The 14,323-nt window shown below is 45.5% G+C and carries 14 protein-coding genes; 2 read left to right on the top strand and 12 right to left on the bottom strand.

Going from position 1 to position 14,323, the window contains the following annotated elements; genetic code table 11:
• Positions 1-70: 70 nt before the first annotated feature.
• From K4H25_RS09835 to pnuC, 11 genes are all read right to left on the bottom strand, one after another.
• On the bottom strand, positions 71-1,621 hold the full coding sequence (locus K4H25_RS09835; RefSeq protein ID WP_221020349.1) for an MFS transporter: 1,551 nt from the start codon (positions 1,619-1,621) through the stop codon (positions 71-73).
• Positions 1,622-1,774: 153 nt separating this feature from the next.
• The gene (locus K4H25_RS09830) at positions 1,775-2,536 is read right to left on the bottom strand and encodes a flagellar brake protein (protein ID WP_221020348.1); all 762 of its coding nucleotides are present in this window, start codon (positions 2,534-2,536) and stop codon (positions 1,775-1,777) included.
• A 22-nt stretch (positions 2,537-2,558) separates the two neighbouring features.
• A complete protein-coding gene (locus tag K4H25_RS09825; protein ID WP_221020347.1) occupies positions 2,559-3,125 on the bottom strand; it encodes an SCO family protein in 567 nt (188 codons plus the stop codon).
• A gap of 18 nt (positions 3,126-3,143) precedes the next feature.
• Positions 3,144-3,848: a dethiobiotin synthase gene (gene bioD, locus K4H25_RS09820; RefSeq protein ID WP_221020346.1), complete on the bottom strand. Its 705-nt coding sequence runs from the start codon at positions 3,846-3,848 to the stop codon at positions 3,144-3,146.
• Positions 3,845-4,741, bottom strand: a complete 897-nt coding sequence (gene bioC, locus K4H25_RS09815; RefSeq protein WP_221020345.1) for a malonyl-ACP O-methyltransferase BioC — start codon at positions 4,739-4,741, stop codon at positions 3,845-3,847. Before bioC ends, bioD begins: the two co-directional genes overlap by 4 nt.
• The gene (locus tag K4H25_RS09810) at positions 4,738-5,379 is read right to left on the bottom strand and encodes a DedA family protein (protein WP_221020344.1); all 642 of its coding nucleotides are present in this window, start codon (positions 5,377-5,379) and stop codon (positions 4,738-4,740) included. Before K4H25_RS09810 ends, bioC begins: the two co-directional genes overlap by 4 nt.
• Before the next feature lie 77 nt (positions 5,380-5,456).
• On the bottom strand, positions 5,457-6,392 hold the full coding sequence (secF, locus tag K4H25_RS09805; protein WP_221022920.1) for a protein translocase subunit SecF: 936 nt from the start codon (positions 6,390-6,392) through the stop codon (positions 5,457-5,459).
• A 17-nt stretch (positions 6,393-6,409) separates the two neighbouring features.
• Entirely contained in the window at positions 6,410-8,233 is a 1,824-nt protein-coding gene (gene secD, locus K4H25_RS09800; protein WP_221020343.1) for a protein translocase subunit SecD, read from the bottom strand.
• 45 nt (positions 8,234-8,278) lie between these two features.
• Positions 8,279-8,605, bottom strand: a complete 327-nt coding sequence (gene yajC, locus K4H25_RS09795) for a preprotein translocase subunit YajC (protein WP_173534178.1) — start codon at positions 8,603-8,605, stop codon at positions 8,279-8,281.
• Positions 8,606-8,884: 279 nt separating this feature from the next.
• Positions 8,885-9,400 carry an AAA family ATPase gene (locus K4H25_RS09790; protein ID WP_221020342.1) on the bottom strand — a complete coding sequence of 172 codons (516 nt, stop codon included), beginning with the start codon at positions 9,398-9,400 and terminating at the stop codon, positions 8,885-8,887.
• On the bottom strand, positions 9,397-9,948 hold the full coding sequence (gene pnuC / locus K4H25_RS09785) for a nicotinamide riboside transporter PnuC (protein WP_221020341.1): 552 nt from the start codon (positions 9,946-9,948) through the stop codon (positions 9,397-9,399). Before pnuC ends, K4H25_RS09790 begins: the two co-directional genes overlap by 4 nt.
• 193 nt (positions 9,949-10,141) lie before the next feature.
• Here pnuC and K4H25_RS09780 point away from each other — a divergent pair, with 193 nt between their 5' ends.
• Both K4H25_RS09780 and K4H25_RS09775 read left to right on the top strand, forming a co-directional pair.
• Positions 10,142-12,436, top strand: coding sequence for an HDOD domain-containing protein (locus tag K4H25_RS09780; RefSeq protein WP_221020340.1), 2,295 nt, complete (start codon positions 10,142-10,144; stop codon positions 12,434-12,436).
• Between the two features lie 94 nt (positions 12,437-12,530).
• Positions 12,531-13,067 (top strand): phasin family protein, encoded by a 537-nt coding sequence (locus K4H25_RS09775; RefSeq protein WP_221020339.1) that lies wholly within the window; start codon positions 12,531-12,533, stop codon positions 13,065-13,067.
• Between the two features lie 93 nt (positions 13,068-13,160).
• Here K4H25_RS09775 and bamC read toward each other — a convergent pair whose 3' ends face one another.
• A complete protein-coding gene (bamC, locus tag K4H25_RS09770; protein WP_221020338.1) occupies positions 13,161-14,309 on the bottom strand; it encodes an NlpB/DapX family lipoprotein in 1,149 nt (382 codons plus the stop codon).
• Positions 14,310-14,323: the final 14 nt, after the last annotated feature.

Raw genomic sequence — 14,323 nt, 5'->3', positions numbered from 1 at the left:
AATGGGTGCAAGTATTAAAATCTAAAATAAAATTTATGCAACGCCGTATGGGTTTAAAAAACCGATAAATTTATTGCCAATCGCCACGCAATAGATGCGTTTCTTGTTCTAGTTTTAATCGGGTAACTGATTCCGGTGCAATGGGCTTGCCAACGATTAGGCCGATTTTAGAGAAAATGCCGCGTGGCATCTTGAGCATGGCGGCACCATCTTTACGACTAAAAAAACTACCCCACAAGCCTTGTAGCGCCATTGGAATGACCGGCACGGGTGTAGTTTTAATTATTTGCTCAATGCCCGGCATAAAGCGATTAATTTTGCCATTGCTGGTAATTCGCCCTTCAGGAAAAATAGCCACGATTTCGCCATCCGCTAGAGCTTGAGCATTTAAAATGCCAGCGAGTAATAATAGTTGCGACACACTCAAACCGGCTTCAAGCAAGGCAATACTCATTCCTGCTGCAACGACCATAAATAATGAATTTAAAATATTATTGGCTGCAATCGCGCGTGAGGTAAATTCATGTTCAGTACGAATTTGAATTAGTGCGTATAAAGGCACAATAAAAAATCCGCCAAAAACACCGATCAATAAAATATCAATAATAATTCTCCAGCTAGAGAGTCCGGTCAAGAATGTATAGGCGGTATAACTGGCCGGAGCTAGATTTTGGCTGGCAAAAAATAAATCAATGGCAAATACTGAAAGTCCAATTGAGCCGAATGGCACCAATCCCAATTCAACGGTCGCATCAGATAGCTTTTCACATAGTAGTGAGCCAATGGCTACGCCAAGTGAAAATAATGTCATTAATAATGTGTATACAGTCGCATCACCATGCAATGTGTCTTTGGCAAAATTTGGAAATTGCGTCAGATAAATTGAGCCAAAAAACCAAAACCAAGAAATACCCAATAAGCTATTAAATACGGTTTTGTTTTTTCGGGTGTGGGAAAGAATTTTTGCGGTCTCGGCAAACACATTCCAGCCAATTTTTAGATTTGGTGCGGTGGGCGGTGCGGCAGGCATGGCGCGGCTGCAAAAGTAGCCAATGATTGCAAAACCAAGGCAGGCGATAATAATATAAATTTCGCCATAAGGTTGTTGCTGAATAATCAATGTGCCGGCAATTTGTCCTAATAAAATCGCCACAAAAGTACCCATCTCGATTAAGCCATTGCCGCCAAGGATTTCATTGCTCTTTAAATATTGCGGTAAAACGGAATATTTTAATGGGCCAAAAAAAGCAGAATGCACCCCCATCAAAAATAGACAGCACATTAAGATTGCAGCGTTATGCCAAATAAATCCAAGGCCCGCTAGCAGCATAATGATGATTTCTATGCCTTTAATCCAACGCGCCAATAATGCTTTGTCATATTTCTCTGCAAGTTGCCCAGCTAGCGTTGAAAAAAGAAAAAAGGGTAAAATAAAAATCCCGGCGGCCATATTAATCAGCACCGCACTATTGAGCCCAGCCGTGGAGAGACCATAAAATGCAATTAAAACCAAAAACGCATTTTTAAATAAGTTGTCATTAAATGCGCCAGTAAACTGCGTGAGAAATAAGGGTAGAAAACGCTTCTGACCCATTAGGTCAAACTGATTTGGCTTATGCATGATGATATCCACAGGGGGCAACAAAAAAAATCGATTGCGCATGGCAATCGATTCCGGCTATCTTCTTTTCGCTCAATTGGCAATAGTGCCTAGCCCCTGGGGCGTGATTAATGCGTTTTTGATGCAAGTAAAGATAACTTAAAAAGTCTAAAACTAGCCAATCAAGGCTTTACGTTCTCGCTCTAAATTAGCGAGCAAACGCTGCAAACTATTCTCGATTGGGCGCGGCAAGTCAACAAAACGTACACCCAATAGCCAACGCACTTTACCATCGGCCATGGTAACTGAATGTGTAGAGCGAATTTCAATATCTACTTTTGCAAAGCCAGCACTGGCTAAGTCAAAATTAACTTGATTTAAAATCAGACCGGACGGAAAATCATCTTTGGGCTCGTCTTTCAGCCAAATGCCAGCGCCACCTAAAGAAATATCATGCAGCTCAAGCTGCATTTTTTGCGAATTAGGCAGACTTAATTCACAAGTTAATGGATTGGTGATGGGGGTGAGTAAGCGAAAGAATTCTCTGCGCTGTAATTTAATCAGATCGCTAGGAAATTGAATCGTAAACGCCGCTTTGCCTTCAAATTGGCAGCGTTTAACAAGACCAACAGAAAATTGGATTTTGACGTTGTCCAATGCCGTAACAAATAAGACTTTACTCGCTTGAGTGATCGCTGTATTGGTGGCCTCGTGACCGCCAACGTCAATAATAAATTGCTGCGCTTTAGTATCGACACTTAATACGCGCGATAACATCATGTCGCGGCCAGCATTAAAATACAGCGCCAAATTGGCATTGCTTTGCGCTAAATTGCGCAATACAAAGGCAATTTCCATAATGGCGGTGATGCGGTAGGGGGCAATGTCTTCTTGCTCGCCAATTGGGGCAATGCCGCCATTCACTTCATCTGACATCGTATATCCTGTATTGATATTTTTATTCTGCTAATAGTAAATCTAAATCATGCGCAAATACAGCTGCACCGGCGCCATAATTAATCATGACACGGGTTTTTCCTTCTGGATCGATTAAATAACTACCCGCCGTATGATCCATCGTATAGCTATCTCCCTGTGGCTGCTTTTGGTAAATGATTTTATATTTTTGGGCAATATCCGCCAATTGGCTGTCGTTGCCGCGTAAACCTATAAATCGAGAATCAAAAGCGGGGACATACGCCGCAAGGATTGTTTGGCTGTCACGCTCTGGATCGACCGTAACAAATAAAACTTGAACGCGATTGGCTTTTTCGCCCAATTGTTGCATTGCTGATTTTAGTTCAGAGAGTGTGGTGGGGCAAACTTCAGGGCATTGGGTGAAGCCGAAAAATAAAACGACAACTTTGCCTTTAAAATCTTGTAGTGACCGTGGCTTACCGTGATGATCGGTGAGTTTAAAATCGCCGCCAATTGGGCCATTGCTGATGTCAGCCCCTTTAAACTCCGGTTTGCTGCAGCCACCCAATAAGATCAACAACAGGGTCATCAGAATTATTTTTTTCATATGATGCTCTAATTGGCGTTAAATTGAATCGGGCGACGATTTAAATTGTTCAAGTTGCGCGATTGCAGCTGGCGAAATGGCCGCATTTATTGCTTCTGACGAATAGCTGAGTTCTGCTAATAACGGCGCGGCAAGCTGTTGTTTTAAATAGGCTAAATTTTCATCGTATCGGCTAAATTGTGGATCGACTGGATTGGCGATCCAGCCGGCTAGCGTTAAGCCCTGCTGCTCAATGGCTTTTGCCGTGAGCATGGCGTGATTTAAACAACCAAGCCGCATGCCAACCACCATAATGACCGGCGCTTGCAAAACCGTTGCCAAATCAGCAATCGTTGCCTGTGTCGATAGGGGAGCGAACCATCCGCCCGCACCTTCAATAATGACGCGATCGGCAATGCTTGTCAGCTGCTCGGCACAATTTTTCAGATGCTGTAAATCTATAACGACACCAGCATCATGCGCCGCAATGTGTGGCGAAATCGCCGGCTCAAATAAGTAGGGGCTACAGAGTGCTGCTGGCGCTGGGACATTGCTGGCGGCGCGGTGTATTTCTACATCCGTATTGATGAGTATATCGCCAGACCTTATGCAACCTGACGCTGCTGGCTTCATACCTACGGTATTAAAACCAGCATTCACAAAGCCGCGAATCAGTTGCGCGCTGGCAACGGTTTTGCCAACGTCGGTGTCTGTGCCGGTCACAAAAAATAGTTTGCTGCTCATGCTGACGGTGTTCTCGGACGGAAGTTGATGATTTGGCTGCCATCGGGGCGCGCATTGCTTTTTAGCGTTGGTTTAAACGCATGGCCATACACGACTTCATACGTGCAGGGTAAAACGCCATCACGGCGAAATACTTCGTATTGCGCTTGGACTTTTAGCCATGCTGCTTTGCCCAGTAAGCCATTTGGCCGACCATCCATCTTATTGCTAGCACCAATATGTTTTAAATCTTGCATTACATCTTTGGCTTTGGCGTAGGTCATGGTGATGTGCTCCATGTCCATCACGGGCATCGTTAAACCATGCTTGACCAGCGCATCACCTAAATCATGCATATCGATGAACTGATTTACATGCTGATGACCATCAATGCCGACAAATGCACTGCGTAGTTCTTTTAGCGTATCCGGGCCTAAAGTGGCAAAAATAATCACGCCGCCGGGCTTTAAGATGCGATTAAATTCTTTAAACGCGGCATCGGGTGTATTACACCATTGCAGCGTTAAGCTAGACCAAATCAGATCGACCGATTCATCAGCCAGCGGGATTTGTTCAATATCGGCGCAAAGCGAATTGGTTTTGTTTTTGTCAAATACCGACAGCCATTGCTTGAATGTGCTGGTTTTGGCTTGCGACGCTTTGAGCATATTGAGCGCTAAATCAAGCTCAATATATTGGGCACTCGTAAAGCGCTGGCGTAAAAATGAACGGGCATAACCGGTGCCGCAGCCGGCATCGAGGATGACTTTAGGATCGATATTAATAACGGCAAGGCGGTCAAATAAGCGATCAACCACTTCTCGTTGTAATACTGCCGCCGCATCGTAGCTACTGGCGGCTTTATCAAATGCGCTGCGAATTCGGTCTTTCTGATTGTAAAACGTTTCGTTCATGTCGGCGCCTTCGCCATTTTGTGTTTCACGATTTCAATAATGCCCGGCAAAATTGAGAGGAAAATAATCCCTAAGATAATCGCGCTGAGGTTTTTTTGGATGATCTCGATGCCGCCTAATAAATAACCGGCATAAAGTAGTGAGCCAACCCACGCAGCGCCGCCGATCACGTTATAAGCAAAAAATTTCCGGTAGGTCATTGCCGCCATGCCAGCAACAAACGGTGCAAAGGTGCGAACAATGGGTACAAAGCGCGCGATAATAATGGTTTTTCCGCCGTATTTTTCAAAAAAATCGTGGGTTTTGCTTAGGTATTCTGGACGGAATATTTTTGAATCTTTTTTGGCAAACAAACGATGACCAAAGTATTTGCCAATGGTGTAATTGAGTGCATCACCCAGTACTGCCGCAATAAACAGCAGCACAACTAATAAATGGACATTCATTGCGCCGGTTGCGGCAATCATTCCGGCAACAAAGAGTAAAGAGTCACCGGGTAAAAATGGCGTGACGACCAAGCCGGTTTCACAAAAAATCACGGCAAATAAGATGGCATAAATCCAAACACCATATAGAGCAACCCATTGCGCCAGATACACATCCAGATGCAAGAAAATATTGATGAGATTAAAGTCCATGCTGGGCTCCGCAGAAGTGGCTCAAGAAAAACGCCGACGAAGGTTCGTCGGCGCTGATTGTATGCGATTGAAGACGCTTAAACTACCGCTTCTTCTTTCACTTTGACTGGCTTGATCATATTGTCGCGGGTGATGCCAAACATCAGCAATAGTGGCGAGGCCACAAGTACCGATGAATAAATCCCAAACACGATACCGATGGTGAGGGCCATCGCAAAACCATGTAGCGCAGCGCCACCAAACAACAGCATTGACAACACCATACACTCGGTTGAGCCGTGAGTAATCATGGTACGGCTAATGGTTGCCGTAATGGCGTTGTCGATCACTTCAGGAACTGTCTTGCCACGTAAAGCTGGTTGACGGAAGTTCTCGCGAATCCGGTCAAACACCACTACTGATTCATTCACCGAGTAACCCAATACCGCCAAGATCCCTGCCAATACCGTGAGGTTAAATTCCCACTGAAACAGCGCAAAGCAGCCCAAAATAATCACCACGTCATGCATATTGGCAATCACGGCCGATACCGCAAAGCGCCATTCAAAGCGCATCGCCAAATAAGCAATAATACCGACACACACCAAAATGAGTGCAGTTAGACCATGAGTAAATAGCTCATCACCGACTGATGGACCGATAAACTCAACTTTACGTAATTCAACATCACTGCGGGTTTTTTGCAGTGTGGTTAGCACTTCATTGGAAAGCTGAGCACTATTTTTGTCTTTAATATTCGGTAAACGCAGCATGACATCAGTGGTGGTTCCCATCGATTGCACTTGCGCTTCGCCGTACTTTAAAGCATCCACCTGATGGCGAATTTCACTCAAATTGGCCGCTTTTTGGTAGCGCAATTCCATGACGGTGCCGCCAGTAAATTCGATACCAAAATTTAAACCTTTAGCAACCAAGAAAAACACTGCCAATACAAAGGTTGCTAATGAAATCGCCGTTGTGAGCTTGCCGTAGCTCATAAATGGGATGTCACGTTTTACATGAAAAAATTCAATCATTTTTCGCTCCCGCCTTAAACTGCTAACGTGTTCACACGACGGTTGCCGTAGATGAGGTTGATCATGGCGCGAGACACAAAGACTGCGCTATACATTGAAGTCAAAATCCCGATGCAATGTACCCAAGCAAAACCACGAATCGCACCCGAACCAAAAATCAATAACGCTAAACCAGCGATCAAGGTCGTAATGTTCGAATCCAAAATCGTTGCAAACGCATGGTCGTAACCGTTTTTAATCGCCAATTGCGGTGGTGCGCCATTGCGTAATTCTTCACGTACCCGTTCATTGATCAATACGTTGGCATCAATCGCCATCCCCAAGGTCAAGGCAATCGCCGCAATCCCCGGTAATGTGAGCGTAACGCCCAGTAGAGACAGCAAAGCCAGCAAGAATAACAAGTTCGCGCCCAATGCAAGGGTAGAAACCACACCAAATACGCGGTAATAAAACATCATAAACACGGCAATCGCGAGGAAACCATACAAGGTTGAGTTAAAGCCCTTACTGATGTTTTCTTTACCCAATGATGGACCAATGGTGCGTTCTTCAACGATATTCATTGGTGCAGCGAGCGAGCCAGCGCGCAGTAGTAGCGCGGTGTCGTTGGCTTCGGCAACACCCATCGAGCCAGAAATCTGCACGCGACCGCCGCCAATCTCGCCACGAACGACCGGTGCAGTAACCACTTCGCCTTTGCCTTTTTCAACCAAGATCATCGCTACGCGTTTGCCAACGTTATCACGCGTTAACACTTTGAAAATTGCGGCGCCAGTTGAGTCTAAACCCAGATGCACTGCTGGTTCGTTTTTGTCATCAAAGCCCGCTTGTGCATCGTTGATGTTTTCACCTGTGAGTTCAACTTCTTTCTTAAGCAAAATCGGCACATTGCGGCCATCGCTACGACGCTCACTCATAAGCTCGTGACCAGCTGGCACGTTGCCATTAATGGCTTCAGTCAGCAGCGCTTGATCGTCTACCACCATGCGCACTTCGAGTGTGGCAGTACGGCCAAGGATGTCTTTGGCTTTGGCGGTGTCTTGCACGCCAGGCAATTGCACGACAATGCGGCCTTCACCTTGCTGTTGAATAACGGGTTCAGCCACGCCCAATTCATTCACCCGATTGTGTAGCGTGGTGATGTTTTGTAAAACGGCGTCATTTTTAAGCTTGGTAATCTCGGCAGCTGGATAGGTGATGACGAGTTTGTAAGTGCCATTTTCGGCAACGTCTTGAACTTTTAGATTGCCCAAGATTTTACGCACCGCGAGGTTAGCGGCTTTGAGTGTCGCTTCGTCGCGTAGTTGTACTTCAACGCGATCACGTTCGCGGCTAACTTTGCCGTAACGGATTTTTTTGTCTTTAAGTTCGCGGCGAACATCGCCGGCGGTTTTTTCTAGGGCTTTATCAACAGCCGCTTTCATGTCCACTTCGAGCAAGAAATGCACGCCACCGCGTAAATCCAGACCCAGCACCATTGGTTTGGCATGCAATTTGGTCAGCCAAACAGGGGTGTCCGAAATCAAATTCAACGCCACGATATAGTCGTCGCCTAGGGCCGCTTGGATCGCATCTTTGGCTTTGAGTTGAGTGTCAGTATCTTTAAAACGGACTTTAACTGAAGTGCCTTCGAAATAGCTGTCAACCGGTGTGACGTTGATTGCTTTTAAGATGGTATCGGCGCGTGCCACCATTGCATCGCTAACTTTAATCGTTGCTCGGGCGCTAGAAATTTGTAGCGCAGGGCTTTCACCGTAGAAATTAGGAATCGTGTAAATCGCTGCAATCAGAATTGACGCAACAATAAGAAGGTACTTCCAAAGAGGATAGCGGTTCATGCTTGGGCCCCAACAAATACGGCAGCAGGGCTGCCGTATCATTGATTATTTATTGTTTTTTAGGGTGCCTTTTTCCAGGCGCTGACCGATGGCCGCACGCTGAACTAAGATCTCAACATTGTCTGACAATTCAAGCGTAACAAATTGGTCGTTTAATTTAACGATTTTACCAACAACGCCACCAGTGGTGATGACTTCGTCATTTTTTTGCAGTGCTTCGAGCATGGCACGAAGTTCTTTTGCTTTTTTCTGTTGTGGGCGAATCATTAAAAACCAGAAAATCGCAAAAATAGCGATCATTGGCAAAAATGACATAAAGCTTGCTTCTGCGCCTGGCGCAGCAGCATTAGCGAAAGCAGGTGCAATCAACATATGGGTTCCAGTGTGTAAGCCAAACAAAGGCGGACTATTCTAGCGGGTGTCGCAGGTAAAATCCACCGCTCTGCATTTTAGAGACGGCCCTCATCATGACTAAGATGGGGTAAAAAAGTTCTGCGCAGGATCATAAAGTGCACAAGAAATGCTGGTTTAAGGCAAAAAACAGCGTTGATGTGGCGATTGCCGCGCATCGTCAGTAAAGCCAAACTACGTCCTGTGCAAAATACCAACTATTTAATGCAGTATATTCCGGTAGCTTTTATGCATCAAAGGCTACAGATCGATACCCATTATGCTTAATTGTTGCTGTGCACAAGCTAATCTTTGCGCGCCAAGTCCGGTCACGACTCGAAATGGGGTGCAGCCCATTTGTAAGCGTTGAGCGTAGCGCTCAAAGATTGCATTGCGATCGCTGGGGTTTTCTCGCAAGGGATCGGCTTGCCATGGCAAATCCGGCGCACAGAGCAAAATGCCGTCATAACTTGTGGCCAACTCTAATTGCGCAATCTCAAGCGGGCAGTGGCCAAACTTCACTTCAGCCCAAATCCGGCACACCAATGGCGAGGTATCACAAATCAAATGTGCATACTGGCTTGCCATCTCGTTCTCTTGCTGAAATTGCCTTTGTGCAATGTGGATGACATCGGTGATGCCGTAGTTTTGATGGGGGTGTGTGGCAAAATATTCCCGTGCATATTCAGCAACATAAGCACATTGAAAATGCGCTGCCAAGGCCATGCCGAGTGTTGATTTGCCGCAAGATTCAGGACCAACAATGGCGATTCTCATGACAATTTTTTGCGCCAAGTGAGCCAGCCCGTTATCGCTAAAACAGTCAAAATAAGATATAGCACTGCAGTAAGGTGTAAATCTTTATACCAATAGATGCCTGCAGCAATTAAGTCGAGCACAATCCAATAAAGCCAATTTTCTATTTTTTTACGCGCTTGCATCCATTGTGCAATTAAGCCAAAAATAAACACGCTGGAATCTAAGTACGGGACGTCAGTTGGCAAAAATTGCACTTGAAATTGTGCCACCAGCAACAGCAATACAATGCCGGCAGCATTAATGTAAAACCATTCTTTGCGACTTAAACGCTCGATTTTGACATCATCGTTTTGGGTTTGATGACGCCAATGATAAAAACCATAGGCAGCAATGCCGGCATACACCAATTGCAATAGGCTTTCGCCATATAAATGCGCATTTAAAAATAAATACACATACAACAAGCTAGCGATGATTTGCAAAGGCCATGTCATACGGTGTTGGCGTGTCGCTAAATAAATCGCCAGTAAACTAATTACAAAACCAATAATTTCAATCGAACTCATTCAATTTAACCTGTTAATCCATTACATCGTTAATGCGTGATACAAAAAAGAGGCTCGGTCAAGTTTTAAGTATTGTCTTGCTGATATGTGGATAACAACGTGAAAACACTTCAAATAAATGACATATCGCTCGGATGCTGCGTATTTTTCAGGCAGCAGACTATATTGAATAGAGAAAAAAAGGAAGCCAGAAATGAAAAGCTTTGCCAATGGCCGCTTTGTCGTTGAAAAAAAATTAGGGCAGGGCCAACAAGGCTTGGTTTATTTAGTCAACGATACCCAGCAGCAGCGACGTGTTGCGCTCAAAGTGCTGCATAGCCACGCCATTGATCAACTTCAATCGGCACAAATTTTAAGCCAGTTCAATCATCCCAGTATGGTGAGTCTGTACGAAATCTTGCTCGATCAAGGACACCCTTGCGTGGTCTTTGAGTTGCTAGAAGGGCAAACGATGGTTGATCATTTGCAAGCGACAGGACCGGTGTCGCCAGTCGTGGCAGTGCAATGGTTGCAGTGTTTATTGGAGAGCGTGACCGCGGCGGCCCAACTGGGGGTGACGGTACAAGGCAGTGTATTGCATAACGTGTTTTTAACCACCAATGGCCAAGTTAAGTTAATGGATTTTGCCATCAGCCCAGGGGTTTTAAATGGCGATGCTGCTTTACTTTCTGAGGCGATCGGTCGCCGTGTTGATCGTCAATCGGCGGTGGTTTTTGCTTATGGCTTGATGCTGTATCAGATGTTAAGTGGCCAATATTTAACGCAAGACGCACAGCCTGAATTATTGACGGCGATCGCCAGTGGGACTTTGTCATCTACGCACAATGCGGCGATTGACCCGCAATTGAATCATTTATTGATGGTGGCGCTGTGCGAGGGTGAAACGCCTACATATGCCGATATTGGCGCATTGCAAACGGCACTCTCGACATGGCTACTGAGTAGTGAGGGCCAGCAAAGTCATGCAGCGCAGCGTAATAGCACCTTTGAGTTTTTATTGCGACGAATGCGCCATACCGCCGATTTTCCATCTCTGTCGCAAACCATTAGTGCCATTAATAAGCTCAACGACGTTGAAGGTGAACGTTTGCAAAATTTATCGAGTGTGATTTTGCAGGATTTTTCTTTAACTAATAAATTACTCAAAATGGTCAATTCGGCAAATTATGGTCATTTTGGTGGCTCGATTAGTACGATTTCGCGCGCCATTGTGATTTTAGGCTTTGATACCGTGCGAAATTTAGCCATTACGATCTTGCTGTTTGAGCACATGCAAAACAAAGGGCAGGCCGAGCGTTTGCGTGAGGCGGTATTACAAAGCTTTTTTGGCGGGATTTTAGCCCGTGAATTGGGGGTAAAAAGTGCATGGCGCGATGTCGAGGAATTGCTTATTTGCGGCGTATTTCAGCACTTGGGGCGGTTATTGACCTTGTATTATTTTCATGAAGAAAGCTTAGAAATCAATAAACGAGAACAACAAAATCAAGAAAGTGAGTCGGTGGCGGCTGAGGCCGTGCTGGGGATTAGCTATCGAGAGCTCGCCGCTGCCGTGATGCAGACTTGGCATTTTCCGGAGCGGATTACCCAAAGCCTACGTGAATTGCCAAGCGTGCGATATGCCCCCCAAAATCAAGCTGAGCGTTTGCGTGTATTTGCTAATTTGTCTTTCGATTTATTGCCCTTGGTGAGTTTGTCGGGTAAGGCGTCATCGGTGCATTTGCAGCAAGTGGTGCAGCGCTATGCTGGGGCAGTGAGTTGGAAAGAGGCGGCTTATCATGAAGTGTTGCGATGTGCGGCGCAGCAATATTTGGATTATTTGTCGATTCTTGGTGTCGATATCCAAGGGAGTGTATTTGCCCGCAGTATTAAAAAAATCATAGCTCACAGCGATATACCTGTCGACGGCGCAGAAGTCGATGGTATGCAAGCGGCAGCAATTCGTCTGCAAGAGCAGGCACCAGCGCTTAATGCAGCCGCAAGTTTGGCCGCTGGGGTGCAAGACATTACCAATACGATGGTGGGTGAGTTTAAATTAAATGATGTGCTACGAATGATCTTAGAAACCATGTACCGCAGCGTCGGTTTTGAGCGAGTTTTATTTTGTACGCGAGACAGCAAATCGGCAGAGATGGTGGCACGATTTGGATTTGGCGCTGATATTGAACAGATTTTGCCGCAATTTAAATTTAAATTAGAGCCGGTACTCGACGTTTTCCAATGGGTGTTAGCGCAGCAAGCGGACGTGTTAGTCGAGGACATTAATGCCAAGAACATTACGGATCGAATTCCCGCTTGGTATCGGGCACTCTTGCCTGCTCAAACTTTGATCGTTTTTCCTTTGGTGCTAGATAAAAAAACCATAGGGTTGTTTTACGGTGACAAACGTCTGGCGCAATCTTTAGTCATTGCGCCTGAGCAGCTTAATTTACTTAAAACGCTGCGTAATCAAGCGATTTTGGCCATCAAACAAAAGCAACTTAGTGGTTAATGTTGCGCTGCACAAATAAAGCTTGACATTCGGTGGTCGCGAGCTAAAAATGACCATTGATGCAGTGCACAATTCAACCATTTGGAGATTCTATATGTTTAATACTCAACAACAGTTTGCTGATCTTGGCCAAGCCCAACTAGAAAAATCTTTACGTTTAACCAACATTGCTTTGAGCGGCGCTGAGCGTTTGTTCCAGTTGCAAATGGGTATTGCACGTGATTTGTTGACTGAAAACGCAAAAACAGCAAAAGCTTTGTCGGGTGTTAAGTCTGTTCAAGAATTGGTTGAATTGCAAAAAGGCTTGGCTCAGCCAAATGTTGAGAAAAGCATTACAGTTGCCCGTACCGTTTATGAAGCAGCAAGCAGCACTCAAGCTGAATTGAATAAATTGGTTGAAGAGCAAGTGCTTGAATTCAACAAAAATCTAGTTTCTAGCTTGGACAAAGCTGTAGCGCAAACACCAGCAGCCAGCCCAGCGGTTGCTGCAATGAAAAAAGCGGTTGAAAGCGCTACTAGCGCTTACGATGCCATCAACAAAACCAGCCAACGCATTGTGACTAACCTCACTGATGCTACTGTTGCTGCGGTAGAAACTAGCGCAAAAACTGTTGCTCACGCTGCAAAGTAATTTGGTTTAAGCCATAAAAAAATCGACCTTCGGGTCGATTTTTTTATGGCTCATATACACACCGCTTGCAATTGCAAGCGGTGTGTATTGGCTTTATTTCAATTGCTGCAACAGATCTTGCAAGATTTGTTTGCTATTGGCGTCGCTTGCGGCACCGTTGAGTGGTTTGGCGATGATCACAGTGCGATCCAACTCTTGTTTTAACTGAACTTGATATTGCTGCATCTGTGTTTCTTTTGGATTTTCTTTGCTACGCCAAAATGCCAAGCTACCTAGGTAATCAGTTTCTTTTTCTTTCGAAATATTCGCAGCAGCACGTTGCACAATAAATGTACCTTCGTTGCGATTGCGATCTTCTACGGTATAACCAATTCGATCAAAGGCTAGGCCAACACGGCGCCAAGCGCGATCGTAAGTATCTTTAAGTTCGAGTTGATTGCCCGCAGGGTTGAGTGCCGCACGTGACGGAATCGTGGTTGCTGTTTGCATTGCCGTAGTGGCTTGTTCTTTGCTCATGCCAAATTGCTGCAGCATCAATTTAAGCATTTCAGCATCTAACTCAGGATCAGAAGGTCGTGGTGTCCAGATGGTTTTGCCACCGCCGCCAGCGGCAGAGACTTTAGCTTCTTCTGAACCATCGGCAAACACTTCACGCATACCGCGGTGCGTGACATAGATTTCAACCGTGCCAGGTTCAGTGCCGCGCTCGATGCGAGTGCGGTAACGATCTAGCTCACCGGTAGAGATAAAACCATCTGCAACTTTACGTAACAAATTGGTCACAAAGTCGCCCGGCAAAGCTGCGCGATTCTCTAGCCAATCGGTTTCCATAACCCCAGTTTGCTCATTGTCTTGTGTGAGCAAAAAGCCATTGCTGAGCCAAAATTCACGCAATTCAGGCCAAATTTTGGCAGGATCACCTTTGACCACCAACCAGCGTGCGCCATTAGCTTGCATGATCTTGGCATTTTCATAGACCGGCAGTACGCTGCCGTTGTCACCACTGGTTTTATGCGCTTGCGCTTCATTGGCCAATACTGCGCTCTTGGGTACGACATAGTTGTTGTTCACATTCACCGCACTTAAATCTGGCGGCACTTCGAGTGAGTTTTTGGCTAAATTGTCGCTGCCACCACGATAATCAACCTTGCTTTGCATCAGCAGTTGATCAGTAGAGCAGCCCATTAGACTGCCAATCATGAAGGCACTTGATAGATATAAAGCTAATTTCTTTTGCTGCATGTTTGTATCCATAA

This window comes from Deefgea piscis, assembly GCF_019665785.1.
Taxonomy (GTDB): domain Bacteria; phylum Pseudomonadota; class Gammaproteobacteria; order Burkholderiales; family Chitinibacteraceae; genus Deefgea.
This window is presented reverse-complemented; position numbering and strand designations above follow the sequence as displayed.

Bases quoted from the DNA above. Each gene is read 5' to 3' on its own strand.
- K4H25_RS09835 (WP_221020349.1), bottom strand. From the start codon at position 1,621: ATGCATAAGCCAAATCAGTTTGACCTAATGGGTCAGAAGCGTTTTCTA.
- K4H25_RS09830 (WP_221020348.1), bottom strand. From the start codon at position 2,536: ATGTCAGATGAAGTGAATGGCGGCATTGCCCCAATTGGCGAGCAAGAA.
- K4H25_RS09825 (WP_221020347.1), bottom strand. From the start codon at position 3,125: ATGAAAAAAATAATTCTGATGACCCTGTTGTTGATCTTATTGGGTGGC.
- bioD (WP_221020346.1), bottom strand. From the start codon at position 3,848: ATGAGCAGCAAACTATTTTTTGTGACCGGCACAGACACCGACGTTGGC.
- bioC (WP_221020345.1), bottom strand. From the start codon at position 4,741: ATGAACGAAACGTTTTACAATCAGAAAGACCGAATTCGCAGCGCATTT.
- K4H25_RS09810 (WP_221020344.1), bottom strand. From the start codon at position 5,379: ATGGACTTTAATCTCATCAATATTTTCTTGCATCTGGATGTGTATCTG.
- secD (WP_221020343.1), bottom strand. From the start codon at position 8,233: ATGAACCGCTATCCTCTTTGGAAGTACCTTCTTATTGTTGCGTCAATT.
- yajC (WP_173534178.1), bottom strand. From the start codon at position 8,605: ATGTTGATTGCACCTGCTTTCGCTAATGCTGCTGCGCCAGGCGCAGAA.
- K4H25_RS09790 (WP_221020342.1), bottom strand. From the start codon at position 9,400: ATGAGAATCGCCATTGTTGGTCCTGAATCTTGCGGCAAATCAACACTC.
- pnuC (WP_221020341.1), bottom strand. From the start codon at position 9,948: ATGAGTTCGATTGAAATTATTGGTTTTGTAATTAGTTTACTGGCGATT.
- K4H25_RS09780 (WP_221020340.1), top strand. From the start codon at position 10,142: ATGAAAAGCTTTGCCAATGGCCGCTTTGTCGTTGAAAAAAAATTAGGG.
- K4H25_RS09775 (WP_221020339.1), top strand. From the start codon at position 12,531: ATGTTTAATACTCAACAACAGTTTGCTGATCTTGGCCAAGCCCAACTA.
- bamC (WP_221020338.1), bottom strand. From the start codon at position 14,309: ATGCAGCAAAAGAAATTAGCTTTATATCTATCAAGTGCCTTCATGATT.